The 18,589-nt window shown below is 66.6% G+C and carries 11 protein-coding genes, 1 pseudogene and 1 riboswitch; of the genes and pseudogenes, 5 read left to right on the top strand and 7 right to left on the bottom strand.

What is annotated here, in order from left to right; genetic code table 11:
- Positions 1–172 precede the first annotated feature (172 nt).
- Together ACFQDH_RS14655 and ACFQDH_RS14650 are read left to right on the top strand one after the other, a co-directional pair.
- A complete protein-coding gene (locus ACFQDH_RS14655) occupies positions 173–1,441 on the top strand; it encodes an ROK family transcriptional regulator (RefSeq protein ID WP_382403121.1) in 1,269 nt (422 codons plus the stop codon).
- Positions 1,442–1,467: 26 nt separating this feature from the next.
- A complete protein-coding gene (locus ACFQDH_RS14650; RefSeq protein ID WP_382403120.1) occupies positions 1,468–5,985 on the top strand; it encodes an endo-alpha-N-acetylgalactosaminidase family protein in 4,518 nt (1,505 codons plus the stop codon).
- 51 nt (positions 5,986–6,036) lie between these two features.
- On the opposite strand, the gene ACFQDH_RS14645 is transcribed toward ACFQDH_RS14650, so the two are convergent.
- The 3 genes from ACFQDH_RS14645 to dxs all read right to left on the bottom strand — a co-directional run bounded on the left by ACFQDH_RS14645 (position 6,037) and on the right by dxs (position 9,691).
- A complete protein-coding gene (locus ACFQDH_RS14645) occupies positions 6,037–6,630 on the bottom strand; it encodes a hypothetical protein (protein ID WP_382403119.1) in 594 nt (197 codons plus the stop codon).
- A gap of 173 nt (positions 6,631–6,803) precedes the next feature.
- Positions 6,804–7,820, bottom strand: coding sequence for an aminoglycoside phosphotransferase family protein (locus tag ACFQDH_RS14640; protein ID WP_382403118.1), 1,017 nt, complete (start codon positions 7,818–7,820; stop codon positions 6,804–6,806).
- On the bottom strand, positions 7,817–9,691 hold the full coding sequence (dxs, locus tag ACFQDH_RS14635; protein WP_382404871.1) for a 1-deoxy-D-xylulose-5-phosphate synthase: 1,875 nt from the start codon (positions 9,689–9,691) through the stop codon (positions 7,817–7,819). Before dxs ends, ACFQDH_RS14640 begins: the two co-directional genes overlap by 4 nt.
- Before the next feature lie 130 nt (positions 9,692–9,821).
- A riboswitch (TPP riboswitch) is annotated at positions 9,822–9,925 on the top strand.
- Here dxs and ACFQDH_RS14630 point away from each other — a divergent pair.
- The 3 genes from ACFQDH_RS14630 to ACFQDH_RS14620 all read left to right on the top strand — a co-directional run bounded on the left by ACFQDH_RS14630 (position 9,916) and on the right by ACFQDH_RS14620 (position 12,661).
- Positions 9,916–10,545: an ECF transporter S component gene (locus tag ACFQDH_RS14630; protein WP_382403117.1), complete on the top strand. Its 630-nt coding sequence runs from the start codon at positions 9,916–9,918 to the stop codon at positions 10,543–10,545. (Overlaps the previous riboswitch by 10 nt.)
- Positions 10,542–11,966, top strand: coding sequence for an ABC transporter ATP-binding protein (locus ACFQDH_RS14625; RefSeq protein WP_382403116.1), 1,425 nt, complete (start codon positions 10,542–10,544; stop codon positions 11,964–11,966). Before ACFQDH_RS14630 ends, ACFQDH_RS14625 begins: the two co-directional genes overlap by 4 nt.
- On the top strand, positions 11,963–12,661 hold the full coding sequence (locus ACFQDH_RS14620; RefSeq protein WP_382403115.1) for an energy-coupling factor transporter transmembrane component T family protein: 699 nt from the start codon (positions 11,963–11,965) through the stop codon (positions 12,659–12,661). The genes ACFQDH_RS14625 and ACFQDH_RS14620 overlap by 4 nt, the downstream gene beginning before the upstream one ends.
- A 17-nt stretch (positions 12,662–12,678) precedes the next feature.
- On the opposite strand, the gene ACFQDH_RS14615 is transcribed toward ACFQDH_RS14620, so the two are convergent.
- The 4 genes and pseudogenes from ACFQDH_RS14615 to ACFQDH_RS14600 form a co-directional block, all read right to left on the bottom strand.
- The gene (locus tag ACFQDH_RS14615) at positions 12,679–14,031 is read right to left on the bottom strand and encodes a peptidase C39 family protein (RefSeq protein WP_382403114.1); all 1,353 of its coding nucleotides are present in this window, start codon (positions 14,029–14,031) and stop codon (positions 12,679–12,681) included.
- 156 nt (positions 14,032–14,187) lie between these two features.
- Positions 14,188–14,763, bottom strand: a pseudogene (locus ACFQDH_RS14610) (TMEM175 family protein); the annotation flags it as partial.
- 182 nt (positions 14,764–14,945) lie between these two features.
- The gene (gene acnA, locus ACFQDH_RS14605) at positions 14,946–17,630 is read right to left on the bottom strand and encodes an aconitate hydratase AcnA (protein WP_382403113.1); all 2,685 of its coding nucleotides are present in this window, start codon (positions 17,628–17,630) and stop codon (positions 14,946–14,948) included.
- 132 nt (positions 17,631–17,762) lie between these two features.
- Positions 17,763–18,575 (bottom strand): LLM class flavin-dependent oxidoreductase, encoded by an 813-nt coding sequence (locus ACFQDH_RS14600; protein WP_382403112.1) that lies wholly within the window; start codon positions 18,573–18,575, stop codon positions 17,763–17,765.
- Positions 18,576–18,589: the final 14 nt, after the last annotated feature.

Here is an 18,589-nt window from a genome sequence, read left to right as displayed (position 1 = left end):
TGTGACGAGCAGATGTTGCAAGCCTAACGGAGCACCCCCAAAGTTCCGAATCGACGGACTCTCACCAAGATCACATTAGTTCGGCTACTGTCCTTATTAATCTCATCGATCCAGCGTTGGAGTTCGGAACGTGTCAGCAGTCGGTCGCTCAACGACAGGCGTCTTCCAGCCCGTGGAACGGATCGATCACGGCTCGGTGCGCAGTAGCAATCTCGGCCTGATCCTGCGCCACCTGCGCATGCAAGGTGGGCGGTCCCGCGCCAGGATTGCCGGCGGCACCGGTTTGTCGAAGGCGACCGCCTCCACCCTCATTGCAGATCTGCTCGCGCGCGGCTTGGTCACGGAGGGTGAGCCGGCACGGGACGGCGCAGTCGGCAGGCCGGGCCTCACCGTCGCTCTGGACCGTGATCGGGTCCGCGGGGTCGGAATCGAGATCAACGCCGACTATCTCGCGCTCGTCGTCGTCGACCTGCTGGGCGACGTGGTCATGGAGACTACGCACGCCATCGACATACCCACCAGGAACGCTGACGAGGCATTGGACGAGGTCGCCGATCTGGTGCGGCCGACTCTTCGAGCAATCTCCGCGGAGGGCCGCAGTGTTGTTGGACTCTGTGTCGCGGCGCCGGGCACCATCGAGGCCGAGTCCGGACAAGTGCGTTTCGCCACCAACCTCGGCTGGCGGGACGTCGCCGTCCGAGCAGGTCTCTGCGACCGGCTCGACCTGCGACCCGAAATGATCGTCGTCGAGAACGACGCGAAACTGGGCTCGCTCGCCGCGTATGCCGAGATCGCGCGCGACGGCATACACGATCTGATCTATGTCACAGGGGACGTCGGAGTCGGGGCCGGCATCATCGCTGACGGCGTGCTCCTGCAGGGACACGACGGGTATGCCGGGGAGATCGGACACCTGCCGCTCGCGCCGGGGGAAGGTCAGTGCCCGTGCGGACGCACCGGATGCTGGGAGTTGTCTGTCGGCCTGCCGCCGTTCCTGCGGCGAGCCGCGGCGACGGATGACCCGGTACGTGACTCCAGTCGACCGCTCGAGGAGCGGCTCGGCGAACTTCGCGAACGCGCGCTGGCCGACGACCCACGCACGCTCGATGCGCTGGCCGTGACCGGCGCCGCGCTCGGGTACGGCTTGTCGCTCGTCGTCGACGTGGTGAATCCGCGAGCGCTGGTGCTCGGGGGCTACTTCCCGTGGTTCGAGGAGTGGTTCACCAGGAGCGTCGACGACGTCCTGCAAGCCCGCATGATCGGCCACACCGCCACACCGGTGCAGGTCAGTGTTTCCCGTCTCGGTCTGTCCGCCGCGGCACGCGGCGGCGCCCTTCTGGCGCTCGAGACGGTTTTCGAGGATCCGACGGCCGTCGGTCCCCTCGCTTCCCCGTCGACGTCGGTCATCGACGGCCCAGCCCCGCCGAGAGGAACACCGTGAACAGATCAACCCGTCGCACACTGGCCATGGCCACGTCTGTGGTCACCCTGACGTCGCTGTCGCTCACCGCGCTCACCGCGCCCCATGCCACGGCCACGCCGGACCCGTCAGGCGCGCCGATCACCCCGAGCCAGTACTCGGTCGTGAACTTCGACTCGCAGTCACCGGCCTATCCCGCTCCCCCGTCGCTGGACGGGACCGCTGCGGGAGCGATCGACGACGACTACGGCACCGAGTGGACGTCGGCGTTCTCGAACGGTCAGTCGGCACCCGGCTCGCACTGGATCACGCTGGACGTCGGCGGTTCGTTCACCCTGACCGGTCTGGACTATTCGGTCAAGAACCAGACCAACGGCCCGATCAAGGACTTCAAGGTCTTCGCCACTGACGATCCGTCGGTGGCGAGCGGACCGGCGAGCGGCTTCGGCAATCCGGTCGCAACCGGGACGTTCACCGAACCCACCAGCAACACGCAGGTTCAGACCGCTCTGTTCGACAGCCCGGTGAAGGCGCGCTACGTACGGCTCGAGTCCGAGTCCACCTACAACGCGGGCAACATCGTGGCCGCCTCGGAGATCCGGGTTCGCGCGACCGGCGACACGACACCTCAACCGCCACCGGGAGCAGCGCAGGCGACGCCGGTCGCGTTGACCAACGGCAAGGGCCTCACCGTGGAGGTGGGCAAGGAGTTCCCGCAGGTCATCTCCTACAGCCTCGATGGGAAGACGATGGCGGGGCAGTCCGACCTGCTCAGCGAGTTCTCCATCAACGGGAAAACGCACACGGCGACCACGACCATGACCGACACCGCGGACACGGCGACCTACGTGTCCACCTTCGCCGATCTGCCCGATCTGACCATCACCTCGACGCTGACAGTCACCGACAAGAACACCCTCAAGTTCGCCGTCACCAAGATCGACGGCTCGTATGCCGATAGCGTCGACATGCTCGCGATCCCCCATCAGTCGCTGGTCTCGGTGGCTTCGACCGACCCGCACGCGCAGCTCGCACGCACCAAGATCTCGACCGACTCGACAACCACGGCCGACCGGTTCGTGCCGATCACCGATACAACCGCCGCCGACTCCGGCCCGGTCGGTACGCCGTACGGCTTCGTGACCAACTCGCAGCTGAGTGCCGGGATCATCACCGACGCCACGGACGACTCGGCCCAGGACAACAACGACAACTGGAACACCCGGCTCCAAACGCAGATCGTCCCGGTCTCCGGTGGCCGGCGGGCGGAGCTGTCGGTGGGCAACTACACCTACGCGCCGAAGGGAGCAACCGCCGATGAGGTCAAGCACTACTCTCTGCCGTCCGCAACCGTCGTGCTCGCGGGCGACGTCAACGGCGACGGCGCAGTCAGCTGGGAGGACGGTGCAATCGCGTTCCGCGACAACATGACTCGGCCACTCGGCGCCGACCGGGTTGCGGAGCGCGTTGCGCAGCACATCCCGTTCAACTTCGCCAGCCAGGCGACGAACCCGTTCCTGAAGACGCTCGACAACGTCAAGCGCATCTCCATGAACACCGACGACTTGGGCCAGTGGGTGCTCGAGAAGGGTTATGCGAACGAGGGCCACGACTCCGGTCACCCCGACTACGGCGGCGACTACAACGCGCGCGCCGGCGGGCTCGCCGACCTCAACAAGCTGGCGTCCGGCGGGTCGAAGTACAACGCCGATCTGGCCGTCCACGTGAACGTCACGGAGGCCTACCCGCAGGCGAAGTCGTTCTCCGACGTGCTCGTGCAGGGTCAGGTCAATGGCTGGGACTGGCTCAACCAGAGCTATCACATCGACCAGCGTCACGACCTCGGCACTGCCGCGGTGCTGGACCGCTTCCGCGAGCTGCGACGTGAGGCACCCGGCATCAAAACCGTCTACATCGACGCTTATTACTCCAGCGGCTGGATCGCCGACGGGCTCGCCAAGGGCCTGCGCGCCATGGGCTTCGAGGTCGCGACCGAGTGGGCGTACAAGTTCGAGGGCAACTCCATCTGGTCCCACTGGGCCAACGACAAGGGGTATGGCGGGGCCACCAACAAGGGCATCAACTCGAACATCATCCGCTTCATCGCCAACACCGACCGCGATGTCTGGAATACCGACCCGCTGCTGGGCGGTGAACAACTTTCGGAGTTCGAGGGTTGGACCGGTCACGACGACTACAACGCGTTCCTGCAGAACATCTGGACCAACAACCTCCCCACCAAGTTCCTGCAGCACTTCCCGCTGCAGACCTGGGACCCGGGTAAGACGGCGACGTTCACCGGCGGTGTGCAGGCAGCGATGGTCGACGGGAAGCGTCAGGTCAGCATGGGCGGCGCCACCGTGCTCGACGGCACGAGCTACCTGCTCCCTTGGGGTGACGATAGTGACAACACCAAGACCAGTTCACCCGGTCATGCGTCGAAGATGTACTTCTACAGCGCGGCCGGAGGCACGTCGACCTGGACGCTCACGCATCAGTTCGCCGGTACGTCGTCGTTCACGCTCTACAAGCTGACCGACGCGGGCCGGGTCAAGGTCGCCGACGTGACACCAGCGAACGGCAAGGTCACGCTGACCGGTGACAAGGCCACGCCGTACGTCTTGGTTCCCGCCGGCGGTGCAGCGCCCACGCCCGGCCCGGCATACGGTGCCGGCGGACCGGTCAAGGACCCCGGCTTCAACGGTCCGATCGCGACCTGGTCGCCGACCGGTGGCGCCCACATCACCCGCAGCGCCAACGGTGACAACGTGCTGACGCTCGGCTCCGACAAGTCGGACGTCTCCCAGGGAGTCCAAGGACTGACACCGGGCAAGCGCTACGTGCTCAGCACCAATGTCGAGATCCAGGCGGGCCAGCGGCGCACCGTCAGCCTGCGGGTGAGCGGCAAGGGCGGCACCCTCGGGCTGAACAGCTTCGACATCACGCCGGCCCAGAACCGGGTGGCTGCCGACTCCAAGGGCGACACCTATTCCCAACGAGCGTCGGTGTCCTTCGTCGCACCGAGTAACGGCAACATCGCCTTCGCGTTGAGCGCGGTGGCGGGCGATGCCACGGTGACGATCGACGACGTGCGGATCCTCGCCGTCTCGGTCGCGACGCCGGTCACCGGTTCATCGGCCGTGCCGTCGGTGCCGACCGGGAAGCAATTGGTGAACGAGAACTTCGAGGGCAACCAACCCGGTTGGGGGCCGTTCGTCAAGGGCGACGCCGGTGGGACCACAGATCCGCGCACGAGCATCAGCGACCTGCACACGCCATACAGCCAGCAGGCGTGGAAGAACACCTACAGTCCCTACACCTCGGGGTCACTGGCCGGTAAGGCGGTCGATGACGTGATCGACGGCAACCACTCGCTGAAGTCACACGAGGAGAACACCGGCCTCGTCTACCGCACGGTGCCGGCTACGGCGAAGTTCGTGCCGGGACACTCCTACCGGGTCTCGTTCAAGTACCAGAGCAATTACGCTGCCGGCTGGCAATGGGCGACCGGCACCGACGTGGTCTCCGGCGACAAGGTCACCAGCCGCGACCTGAAGGACGAGACGCTACCCGTGGCCCTGGACACGACGGCCTACAACCGGACGTTCACGGCCGGGTGCGGCGACGACTGGGTCGGCCTGCGCCGGACCGGCGGCGGCGGCGCAACCGATTTCGTCATCGATGACTTCACGATCACCGACCTCGGGCAGGCGACCACCGGTGCCGCCTGCGCGTCGATCAGCACACCGTCGACGACCGACCTCAACCCGGGTGGTACGACGACCGTGGTCACCTCGTTCACCAACAACGAGGACACCGACGCGACCAATGTCGGTATGACGCTGGGCACCCTCCCGACCGGGTGGAACGCCCAGGTCACGACGAAGGACGGCAACCTGTTCACCGACGTGAAGCCCGGACAGACGGTTCAGACGAGCTGGCTGGTCACAGTTCCGAAGGATGCCGCGGGCACGAGCGCACCGATCACGCCATCCGCCACGTACTTCAACAACTGCGCCACGAAGACCGCCGACACCACCGCGACTCTCACGGTGGCGACGCAGTCGACCATCCCGACCTCCGCGATGACGGCCACTGCCGACTCGGAGAACCTCACCTCGGGCGCGGCGGAAGGTCCGGTCGGCAACGTGCTGGACGGCGACCCGAACACGATCTGGCACACGGAGTACGACCCCGACATCACGAGCTACCCGCACTGGGTGCAGCTCGCACTGGACAAGAGTTACACGGTGTCCGGCGTCGGCTACCAGGACCGGCAGTCCGGCGGCCCGAACGGACGTGTGAAGGATTACCAGATCTTCGTCTCGGACGACGGCGTTACGTGGACCAAGGTTGCGGGTGGGTCGTTCGTCGACCAACCGGCGATGCAGGCGGTGCCGTTCGCTCCGACGTCGGCGAAGTACGTCAAGTTCGAGTTCGACAATGCCCTGAACGCGCAGCCGTTCGCCGCGGCGGCCGAACTGCGCGTCTTCGGCGAGTCGTCGGCGGTGACCGGCTTCGACCCGGCGCCGCGTCCTGCCGACACGGGATGCAGCACGAAGTAGTCCGCTTGGTTGAACGACCGCTCGCGACCAGATCTCGTCGCGAGCGGTCGTTCAGCTCGAGAGCTTCTTCGCGAAGGCCCGCACCCGATCCACGACGTCCATGTGGACGTCGTTGCTCTCGCGCACTCCCCCACGATGCATTCCGTGGTCGGCGCCGTTGACATGCAGCACCTCGCCCGAGGGCTGTGGCGCGTCGGCCGGCCACAACGAGTCTGCCGATCCGCCGACGACCAGTTGTGGTGCCGGGTATGCCGAAAGCGCCTGCGCCACAGCCGTGTCCGACAGCACCGGCGTCAACCAGACAGCGGGCAAGCCGAGCTCGGCCGCTGCCGGTGCGGCAAGAGTGCCCAGTGATTTGGCCACGAACAAGGTCTGATCCGCGGCCGGGGCCTCACGCAAGGCCAGTTCGAACGCCCCGCGTACGAAACCGGCGTGCATCGGTGGGTCTTGCCATCGCACGGCTTGCACGAACCAGCCGTCCTCAACCAGGCTGAACCCCGTCCAGAAGAGAAGGGGCGCGTCGACCGGATAGCCACCGCCGGGCAGGACGATCACCCGCTTGGCAACATGGTCAGCGGGTTCCGTGCGTGGTGGCCAGGCTTCAGTCGCGAGATGGGGAGTCGATGATGCCTCAGTCGGAGTCATGCGTTCCTGGATACTGCCCGTTGCTTGACGACCGCAACCGAGATCAACGAATCGTCCGTGTGTGCACTGGCTCGAAATTTCCCCGTCATACGCCGAGTGACGCCCGAAACCGCGGTTGACGCCCCTGCTGCGCCGTCAGCCGCGGTCTCGAGGGTCAACGGCCGTTTGGGCCGTCAATCACCGTTTGGACCGTCAGCGGGCGCATCCGCGGCGGCGGGCAACTGCACGCCGGTCGCGGCGAGGACCTGCTCAACGGCCGGTTCGAGGATGAGCGGCATCCATTCCGCGCGTTCAGCGTCGGTCGCGTGAGTCAGTGCCCGCTCGTTCGCCCGGATACGCGCCAACTGCGCGATCAGCAGAGCGTCCGGGAGCAACTGCTTGAGTCGCGCACTCGGGACCAGGTCGGCCCAGGCCGAGACGTAGGAGCGGGTCAGGCGCGCGTCGCGCTCCGGGTCCACGGGCAGCCCGAAATGGTATGACGGACCGGCAAGCGCAATCATCAAGGAGCACAACGGGTTTCCGACGTAGGCATCTCCCCAGTCGAAGAACCGTGAGTCGTGTATGGCGGCGGCCGAGCCGTCTACGCAGAAGACGTTTCCGGCGTGCAGGTCGTTGTGCTGAACGGTGTCCGGCAGACCCGAATCGGCCAGGCGGCTAGCGGCCGCACGCAGCGGACGCTCCGTCTCCGGCGCCAAAGCGCCCCGACCGTCCAGCCAGAAAGTCACCAACTCCTGGGGCTCCCAGCGCGGCACCCCGGCCGCGACCAAGCCGTCCACGACTTCAAGGGAGGCCCGCTGCAGCCGCGCATACCGGCGCAGCACCCCGGACCACAGACCGACGATGCTGTCGGCGTCGGCGACCTCGCGCAGCTGCGGTCCCTGATCGGGCATCAGCAACCAGCCGCGTTCCTCGTCCGACGCCCACACCTCCGGTAGCCGATCGGGCGCGACCTTGGTGAGCAGGCGATAGATCGCCGGTTCGGGCGACGTGCTCGGCGAGCACGCCTTGAACCACGCTCGCCCGGCGGAGGTGTCGACAACAAGCTGTGTCGACCAGGCGCGGACCCGAGGCTGGCGTGGAGTCACCGGAACGCGTGTCAGTCCTCGGCGTTCGAGGGAGTCGTCGATCCAGCGCGTTGCCTCCTGACGCCATGAATCGGTCTGCCAGAGCTGGGAGGTGGCGGCGCTCACTCGTGCGAGGTCAGGCGCGCGATCAGCTGCGTGCCGATGACGTCGGGGGTCAGGCCGATCGCTTCGAGCACCTGCCCGCGAGAGGCGTGCTCGAGATACGCCTTCGGTATGCCGAAGGTGTGCACGCGGGACAGTACGTCCGCCGCGCTGAGCGCGTACGCCGTCGCGACACCGACGCCGGACGTCACGAGGTTGTCCTCGATGACCACGACGTGCTGCACCGAGCGCGCCATACGTATCACGTCGTCGGACACCGGGAGCACCCAACGCGGATCGACCACGAGAGCCGAATGCCCTTGGGCCTCAAGCTTTTCGGCGACCTGCAACGCGGTCGGACACATCGAGCCCACGCCGATGATCAGCACCTGCGGGTCATCGGCGTCGTGCAGCACGTCAACCGCGCCGTCGGAGCGCAGTGCCTCCAGCGGCTCAGCCACGTCACCCTTGGGGAAGCGGATCACCGTCGGTGCATCGTCGACCGAAACCGCCTCGCGCAGTTGGGCCTTGACCTGCTCGCCGTCGCGTGGTGCGGCGAGTCGCAGGCCCGGCACGATCGAGCAGATCGACATGTCCCACATGCCGTTGTGCGACGCACCGTCCGAACCTGTGACACCAGCTCGGTCGAGCACGAAAGTGACTCCGGCATGGTGCAATCCGGCGTCCATCAGCATCTGGTCGAACGCTCGGTTGAGGAACGTCGCGTAGACCGCAACAACGGGATGCATGCCGCCATACGCGAGGCCGGAGGCCATGGTGACCGCGTGCTGCTCGGCGATGCCGACGTCGATCACGCGCTGCGGGTAGACCTCGGCGAACTTGTCGAGACCGACCGGGATCATCATCGCCGCAGTGATCGCGACCAGGTCCGGCCGCTCCTCACCCAGCCGCACCATCTCGTCGCTGAACTCGTCGGTCCAGATCCGTCCGGCAACCTCGAACGGCAGCCCGGTCTCCGGGTTGATCTTGCCGATGCCGTGCATGTGATCGGCCTGGTCATCCAGGGCCGGCTGGTAACCGCGGCCCTTCTCGGTGATGACGTGCACGATGCACGGTGCGTCGAACGCGCGCGCTCGACGCAGCGCCTGCTCGACCGCGGCCTCGTCATGGCCGTCGACCGGCCCGACATACTTGATGCCGAGGTTCTCGAACATCCCCTGCTGCGGATAGACCATGTCCTTGATGCCGCGCTTGACGCCGTGCAGCGTCTCGTAGACCAGGTCGCCGACGACCGGCGTCCCTTTGAGGGTCGTCTTGCCCCAGTCGAGCATTCGCTCGTAATTGCGCGTGGTGCGCAGCGCGGCCAGGTGGTCCGCGAGCCCGCCGATCGTCGGCGCGTAGCTGCGCTCGTTGTCGTTGACGACGATGACCAGCGGCAGATCCCGCTCCACCGCGATGTTGTTGATGGCCTCCCATGCCATACCGCCGGTGAGCGCGCCATCACCGATGACCGCGACGGTATGGCGATGACGCTCACCGCTGAGCACGCGTGCCTTGGCGATGCCCTCTGCCCATGACAGCGACGATGACGCGTGCGAGCTCTCGACGATGTCGTGCTCGGACTCCGCTCGCGACGGGTAGCCGGACAACCCGCCCTGCTTCTTCAGCTTCGAGAAGTCGTGCCGACCGGTCAGCAGCTTGTGCACATACGACTGGTGCCCGGTGTCGAAAACGATGGAGTCCGAGGGCGACTCGAACACCCGATGTATGGCGATCGTCAGCTCGACTACACCGAGGTTGGGACCCAGATGCCCACCGGTGCGAGAGACCGAATCGACCAGGAACTCCCGGATCTCGGCGGCGAGATCGTCCAGGCGATCTGCGGGAAGCCGCCGCAGGTCCTCGGGTGAGGAGATCGTGTCGAGCAGTCCCACGTCTTTCATGCCTTTCGTCTTCCGGTCTTGCGTCGATCGAGTCTACGCGTCGGTAGACGCGCACCCTGTCAGGACGCTCCAAGCCACCCGTCGGTTGCAAGGCGCCGGCGCTGGTACCGTGGAATCACACATCCACCGACAGGGGAGCGCTTCGGCGCTGAGAGTGCGGCCAGCCCGCAGACCCTTGAACCTGCTCCGGTTAGCACCGGCGAAGGGAGTCACGCATGGCTACTGTCAGCGCGCCCAGTGAACGTCCGACGATCAGCGCCCTGCTTGCCTATCGCACCATCGACCTGGTCACCGTCGCCACGCTCGGCGTCGCCTGCGGCGTCGTGTTCTGGGCCTGGTCCCAGGCATGGAACGGCATCAGCACCCTTGCCCTGTTCACCGCGCCACCACTGCTCGGCCTGCTCGCCGGCCCCTGGCTGATCGCCGGAGTGCTCGGCGGCCTGGTCGTGCGCAGGCCCGGCGCGGCACTCGCTGCCGAACTCATCGGTGCTGCCGTCGAGATGCTGATCGGCAACCAGTGGGGCACCAGCACGCTGATGTCCGGACTGCTGCAGGGACTCGGTGTCGAGGTCGTCCTCGCCCTGGTGCTCTACAAGCGGTTCGGCGTCATCGTCGCGGCGCTCGGCGGTGCACTTGCTGGTGCGTTCGAGATCTTCTACGAGTGGCACGCCTACTACGCGGCCTGGACCTGGAACTACAAACTCCTGTACCTCGGCTGCACGATGCTCTCCGGTGCGATCCTCGCCGGCGTCGTCGGCTGGCTACTGGTCCGTGCACTGGCCGCCACCGGTGTGCTTGACGCGTTCGGTGCGGGCCGTGAGCATCACGCCCGCAACGCGGTGTGAGCGGGGCACACGCCTCTTTCCGCGGCTTCGGCTGGCGTCCGTTGGGACGTCGCGAAGAGGTCATCAGCGGGCTCGACCTGAGCTTCTCCCCCGGCGAGATCGTGCTGCTCGCCGGCGGCAGCGGGGCCGGTAAGTCGACGGTGCTGCGGGCACTGGCAGGGCTGCTCGGCGAAGCTGTCCCCGGCGACCAGACCGGCACTGTGGAGGTCAGCGCCGCGTGCGGGTTGCTGCTGCAGAACCCGGCGGACTCGCTGGTCGCCTCGACGATCGGGCGCGAGGTGGCCTTCGGCCCCGAAAACCTCGCACTCCCCCACGACGAGATCTGGCGCCGGGCGCACGAGTGCCTCGCCCAGGTGGGTCTGACGTATGACGTGAGGCGCTCCACCTCCGCACTGTCCGGCGGCGAACTGCAACGCCTTGCGTTGGCGGGCGTGCTCGCCATACGACCTGGGTTGCTGCTGTTGGACGAGCCGACCTCGATGCTCGACGACGACACTGCCGACCACGTGCGTCGGCGCGTGTTGGAGGCGGCGCGCGCAACCGGCGCGACAACCATCGTCGTGGAGCACCGCATCGGACCGTGGCTCCCATACTGCGATCGCGTCGTGGTGCTCGAGCGTGGGCAAGTTGTCGCCGACACCACTCCGTCCGCGTTCACCGCCGAGCACACGGCGCGCATGCTCGACGCCGGCGTCTGGATGCCGGGTGTGCCGGACCCGACTCCGGTCCACGTCGACGCCAGTTGGGTGACTCCGGACCGGCCCGGTCATGAACTGCAGGCCGAGGAACTTCAGGTCGATCTGACGGTGCGGTCCCTGCAGGGCAGGGTGACCCATCGTGCGTTGGACGGAGTGACGACCGTCCTGCACGCCGGTGAGTTGACCGCGCTGGTCGGTCCCTCGGGAGCCGGAAAGTCCACCCTGCTGGCCGCATTCGCCGGCATGCTGCGGCCGACCGCCGGCACCCTCGCCGGAGCCGAGCCACCCTTCGCCCGGCGCCGTTCCAAGGAGCTGGCGATGGCCGTCGGGTTCGTCCCGCAGAACCCGGAGCACGGCTTCCTGCGCACGACAGTGCGGGACGAAGTCGCTTGCACCGCAACACAACTCGGCCGCTCCGTCGACGTCGACAGCCTGCTCGCGCTGATGAGACTGGACCACCTGGCCGGCGCCAACCCGTTCCAGTTGTCCGGCGGCGAGCAACGCCGACTGGCCGTGCTGGCGGCCCTTGCGCATCGGCCCGCAGTGGTGCTGCTGGACGAGCCGACGGTCGGCCAGGACCGGCACACGTGGGCCGCGGTGGCCGGGTGGTCGCTCGCCGCGCGAGATGCCGGCGCAACGGTCGCCGTTGCGACCCATGATCACGCTCTGGTCGAGCTGTCGGACACCGTCATACAGCTCAAGAACGGGCAGGCCGTCGGATGAAACACGTGATGCCGCAAGCGAATCCGCTCGCCCTGTTGACCTTCGGCTTTACCGCTGTGCTTGGGTCGTTCCTGATCGACCGGCCGATCACCGCCCTGGTCGTCGTCGCCGTGTATGCCGTGCTGGCGCTGCTCTGTGTGCCGACCTGGCGGCCGCTAGGTTGGCGCCTGGTCGCGGTCGGCTTCGCCGCCGTGTCGCTCGGGTGGTCGTCGTGGCTCCTCGGCGGCCGCGACGTGTCGATCGCCACCACCGCAGCCGGCCGCATCCTGGTGCTCGCGCTGCCAGGCGTCATCGTCGCTGCGTTCATCGACCCGATGCGGTTCGGTGACGCATTGGCCCAAAACCTCCGTCTGCCAGCGCGTTTCGTCGGTGCTTTCACCGCATCGCTCACTCGCTTCGACCGTCTCGGCGAGACCTTCGACCAGTTGCAACGCACCCGCCGGATCCGCGGTTTCGGGCCGTCGCGCAACCCGCTCTCGCGGGTCGCTGTGACCGGACCGCTCACCTTCGGGCTGCTCGTCTCGGCGATGCGCGGCGCGACCCAGCTGTCGCTCGCCATGGACGCACGCGGCTTTGCGACAGCGCACCGACGCACCTTCGCCGAACCGTCTCCGTGGCAGCGGCGCGACACGGTGGTGGTGGTCATCGCGATGCTGGTGACGATCGCCCTGCCGGCCGCCATACGCCTGGCCTGATCATCGCGAGTGACGACTCACCAGTTGGCTTCGGTCGGCGCTTGCGGCAGACGCAGACCCGCCGGGTGATTGATGTAGACCGTGCCGCCGCTGTGCGGGACCCAGACGTTCTCGAACTGCTCGCGCTTGTAGGTGACGCGGACTTCCTTGTTGTCGGCGATCAGGTGCGAGGCGGGGTCGTTCATGACCGGGTCGCCATCCGCGGTGAAGCCGACCAGCACCATCAGGTGGCCGTTGGTGGAGTAGCCCGCGCCGTCCAGCTCAGAGCTCTTGAAGGAGACCGACGTGATCACCGGCATGCCGGCCGCGATGAACGGCTCGGCCTCGGCGAGACTGCGCAGCCGGGTCACGAAGCCCTCCAGCCCGCGGCTGCTGGTGTATGCCGTGTTGAACGGCCAGTTGCCGCAGCCCTCATAGACGTAGTCGTAGGTGTTGCGGGCGGCATAGTCGACCTGCGGGTCCTCGTATGACGGGTCGACCCACGACAGCTCGGCAGCGCTCGGCCCTCGCTTCCAGTAGGCCAGCACCATCGATGACGAGGTCGGCGAGCACCATGCCTCTCCCCCGTTGTCCCACTGCGGGTACTCGCCGGCGTGCTTCTCCTGGGAGAAGGTCGGCACGTCCAGGATGTGCTCGCGACCGAGCGTGAACGCACTCACCGGCACCGTCGGGTCGTCGGGGAGTGCGGACGAGACCGCGCCCAGGAAGCGCACCGTCGGTGTCAACGCCGTGCCGTGTGGACGCAGCAACTGCACTCGTAGCTGGATGTCGGACAGCGTGTGGGCGTCATACATATGCAGGGTGTCGGTCCACACGGTCGCGTAGTCCGTGCCCTGTCCATCCAGCGACTGCCGTTGTATGGCGCCACCCTGTGCGGGGTCGCTGCTGCACCAGCGGCCCATCACGAACCAGTCGGTGAGTGTGCCGTCCTCGGCATGGCCTCGAGCGTTGACCTCGATCCAGGTGCCGTTCGGAGTGTCGGCGTTCCAGGAGCTGATTAGCTCGGTCAGGCCGAAGCCGTTGGTCCGCCACGGGGACGTCCAGGTGCTGACGTCATACAGCTTCGTGGGAGCGTTTTCGACTGTGGGGTCAGCGAATTCACGAGTTCCGGACGGACGAGAGATCGTCAGGTTTTGCTGGTCGAAGTGCACGCCGGAGCCGGCGCCGTGCGCCCATGCCTGCGCCCCGGAGAAGCGGTGGTAGCGGATGTGCCGAACACCCGGCGCCGCGGCCGCGGTGTGCGTCGCAGCGGACGCGACCGGCGCACCGAAGAGCAACGCACCTCCGGCCGCCATACTGCCGAGCACCACCTGGCGGCGAGTCGCGGAGGGCAGGTGCACTGTGGGGAGCAGCACGGAACGATCGGACATGATCCAGACTCCTTGAGCCGTAACGGAGAGGGTGATCCGCCCAGTCTTGCGTAAAGGAAGCCCGCCAACGGCAGATCCGCGCAAATAGTTTCCGCATACCGTAGCTGCTATCCAGCGCCAGCCACGATGTCGCGGATGGCGCCGGAGAACGCGCTGCTAGTGCTCGGTATCGGCGTCCGGCGCTGCGACATCATGCGCGTCGTGACGACTCCACAGGGCAGCATCGGGTTGCAAGTGCAGGACGAGCGCGAGGCAGATGAAGCCGAACCCCGCCCAGGGTTCGAGGATGGCAAGGCCGACTCCGATGGCGAAGAGACCCAACGCGATTAGTGATCGCCGCCGCACCTTTCGGTATTCGTCCGGCGTGAATCGAGCCCAGGTCCGCAGGATCTCGCGCTCGAAGAGGTTGTAGACACCATCGGTGAGCACGAACAGGGCTGCGTAGACAATCACCGGAACCGACGCGAGCTCTGACTGCGCGATCCATGCCGTCGCAAAGGGCAGCAGGGAGACGAAGAACAGATGGCCGAAGTTCAGCCACACCAGGCGGAGAGTCGGCGTCTGCACGTAGCCCATCAGGTAGTGATGGTTGATCCAGATGATCGCAATGAACACGTAACTGACCAGGTACGTGACGATCGTCGGCCATAAATCCAGCAGGGCGGGGAAGGTCGGCGACTGCGGCGGGCGCAGCTCCAGGACCATGATCGTGATGATCACGGCGAACACTGCATCCGTGTAACCGGAAAAGCCTCGAGCCGGTGCTGGGCATCAATCTCGCCACCACGACCTCCCTTCCCGGACTCGTCCGAGCTCAGTTCTCGCTCGAACGCTCCGATGGCCAGATTATCGACAACGGCCCCGCACGCTCGATGAGCGTGCAGGGCCGTTCGGTTCCTTGGACGGGCGTCGAATCAGTCCACCAGGGACCGCAGGACGTACTGCAGGATGCCGCCGTTGCGGTAGTAGTCGGCCTCACCGGGTGTGTCGATGCGGACGACCGCATCGAACTCGGTCTTCGTGCCGTCTTCCTTCGTGGCGGTCACGTGAACCGTCGGCGGAATGTCCTTGCCCTCGTTGAGCGCAGTGACCCCGCTGATGTCGAAGGTTTCGGTGCCGGACAGACCGAGCGAATCGATGTTCTGACCCTCGGGGTACTGCAGCGGCAGGACGCCCATGCCGATCAGGTTCGAACGGTGGATCCGCTCGAACGACTCGGCGATCACGGCGCGCACACCGAGCAGCACGGTGCCCTTGGCCGCCCAGTCGCGCGAGCTGCCGGTGCCGTATTCCTTGCCGGCGAGGACGACCAGCGGGATGCCGGCCTTCTGGTAGTTCTCCGCGGCGTCGAAGATCGTGGCCTGCTCGCCACCGGCGGTGAAGTCGCGGGTGAAACCACCCTCGACGTCGTCCAGCAGCTGGTTGCGCAGCCGGATGTTGGCGAACGTGCCGCGCACCATGACCTCGTGGTTGCCGCGCCGCGAGCCGTATGAGTTGAAGTCCTTGCGCTCGATCCCGTGCTCGGTGAGGTACTTACCGGCCGGGCTGTCGCCCTTGATCGAACCCGCAGGGCTGATGTGGTCGGTGGTGACCGAGTCACCCAGCTTGGCGAGCACCCGGGCGCCCGCGATGTCCTGCACCGGCGACGGGTCCTTCGCCATACCTTCGAAGTACGGGGGCTTGCGAACGTATGTCGACTCGGCGTCCCACTCGAAGATGTCACCCTCGGGCGTCGGGAGCGACTGCCAGCGCTCGTCGCCGGCGAAGACGTCGGCATAGTCCTTGATGAACATGTCGCGGTCCATCGAGGCAGCGATCGTCGACTCGACGTCGGCCGGGTTCGGCCACAGGTCCTTCAGGAACACGTCGTTGCCCTGCTGGTCCTGGCCCAACGGGTCGGACTCGAAGTCGAAGTTCATCGTGCCCGCGAGCGCGTAGGCGATGACCAGCGGCGGCGAGGCCAGGTAGTTCATCTTCACGTCGGGGTTGATGCGGCCCTCGAAGTTGCGGTTGCCCGACAGCACGGACACGGCCGTGAGGTCGTTGTCCTGGATCGCCTGGCTGATCTCGTCGGCCAGGGGGCCGGAGTTGCCGATGCAGGTCGTGCAGCCGTAACCGACCAGGTAGAAGCCGAGCTTCTCCAGGTAGGGCCACATGCCGGCCTTGTCGTAGTAGCCGGTCACGACCTGCGAGCCCGGCGCCATCGACGTCTTGACCCACGGCGGGACGGTGAGGCCCTTCTCGACGGCGTTCTTGGCCAGCAGCGCGGCCGCCATCATCACCGACGGGTTCGAGGTGTTGGTGCAGCTGGTGATCGAGGCGATCACGACTGCGCCGTCCTTCAGGCCGTATGCCGCGCCTGCGGCGGGCTTGACCTCGACCTCGCGGTAGTCGCCCTCGACGCCGTAGTTCTTGATGTCCAGGTTGAACTGCTGCTTGGCGTCGGTGACCACGATGCGGTCCTGCGGACGCTTCGGGCCGGCGATCGACGGCACGACGGTGGACAGGTCCAGCTCGAGTCGCTCGGAGAAGCGCGGCTCGACGCTCGGGTCGTGCCAGAGGCCTTGCTCCTTGGCGTAGGCCTCGACGAGTGCGACCTGGTCATCCGGGCGGCCGGTGAGGCGCAGGTAGTCCAGCGTCACGTCGTCGATCGGGAAGATCGCACAGGTGGACCCGAACTCGGGGCTCATGTTGCCGATCGTGGCGCGGTTGGCAAGCGGCACCGAGGCCACGCCATCGCCATAGAACTCCACGAACTTGCCGACGACACCGTGCTCGCGCAGCTGCTGGGTGATGGTCAGCACGACGTCGGTTGCCGTTGCACCGGAAGGGATTTCGCCGGTCAGCTTGAAGCCGACGACACGCGGGATGAGCATCGACACCGGCTGGCCGAGCATCGCGGCCTCGGCCTCGATGCCGCCGACGCCCCAGCCGAGCACGCCCAGGCCGTTGACCATGGTGGTGTGGCTGTCGGTGCCGACGCAGCTGTCCGGGTAGGCCTGCAGAGCGCCGTCGGCGGACTCGCGCGTCATGATGCCGCGGGCCAGGTGCTCGATGTTGACCTGGTGCACGATGCCGGTGCCCGGGGGCACGACCTTGAAGTCGTCGAATGCGGTCTGGCCCCAGCGCAGGAACTGGTAGCGCTCCCGGTTGCGGCCGTATTCGATCTCGACGTTCTTCTGGAACGCGTCGCGCGTGCCGGCGACGTCGATGATGACGGAGTGGTCGATGACCATCTCGGCGGGCGCGAGCGGGTTGATCTTCTTGGCGTCGCCGCCGAGCTCCTTGACGGCCTCACGCATGGTGGCCAGGTCAACGACACACGGCACACCGGTGAAGTCCTGCATGATCACGCGGGCCGGCGTGAACTGGATCTCGGTGCTGGGGTTCGCGGTCTCGTCCCATTGGCCCACGGCATTGATGTGGTCCTTGGTGATGTTGGCGCCGTCCTCGGTGCGCAGCAGGCACTCGAGCAGGACCTTCAGGCTGAACGGCAGGTTCTTGCTGCCCTCGACCTTGTCCAAGCGGTAGATCTCATAGGACTTCTCGCCTACGGCGAGCGTGTCCTTCGCTGCGAAACTATTGGTGCTGGTGCTCACGCCGACTCCTTCGTCTCTGGCACTCGTGGACGACTTTATCTTGACGTCAAGATAAGTTAATCACAACGGTCGAGGCGCGATCAGCGAAGGTCTGCCTAAGTCCCGCCGGCCGTTGGCCACGCCCCGATCTTCTCACCGATCGAGGGACAGCACCTCGGCAAGTTCGTCGCCGATCTCCTCCGAAACCACGATGCGAGCGATGCCGAAGTCGGCGCGCCACGACGCGAGTGTGGTCGCGATGTCCTCGGTGCGCTCCGGCAACAGTGCGAAGGCCCCTGCCGTCCGCAGCTCGGCGACGGACGGACCGTTGTTGTGCAAGCCGACCAGGCGCTCACCGACACCGATCGGGTTGACGACGAAGGTGATCCGTCGATCGTGTTCCAGGGCAACGCTGTTCGCGGCCTGCACCAGATGAGTCACGTCATCCGTTGTCGCTGTCGGGCGTATGGCGAGCGCGACTTCGTCGGCCACCTCGGCAGCGACGGCCAACGACTTTGGCCCGCCTGCTGCGACCGTGATTGACACCGGGGCCGGCAGCTCCGTTGACCGGACCGCCTGCGCCGAAGCCGCAATCCAGCTGCGAGACGCTCGGCCGTCCATCGACGGGCGGCCGGCGCGCTGCGCGAACTCATGGATCATCGGCAGGCCGGTTCCGAGGCCGAGTCCGAACCGGCTCCCACTCAACGCGGCGAGCGACCTGGTCTGATCAGCGACCTCGGCGGGATCACGCAACGGAGCCGCGAGGACGTGCGTTCCCACGTGCAGCGAGGTGGTCACCGACGCAGCGATCGCCATGAGCTGGAAAGGGTCGGCCGACCAAGGGTTGTCCGGGCAGACCACACCGTGGAAACCGGCGGCCTCGAGTTCGCGCGGCAGGGTGCGCCACGCGTGCAGGTCGGGCTGCGGGTTGACGATGACGTCGATGTCGGGAAGTTGTTTCGTCATACAACCAGCTTCGG

The sequence above is a fragment of the Flexivirga alba genome, assembly GCF_042661025.1.
GTDB lineage: Bacteria > Actinomycetota > Actinomycetes > Actinomycetales > Dermatophilaceae > Flexivirga > Flexivirga alba.
The sequence above is the reverse complement of the archived record's forward strand: the minus strand, read 5'-3'. Positions and strand labels throughout refer to the sequence as shown.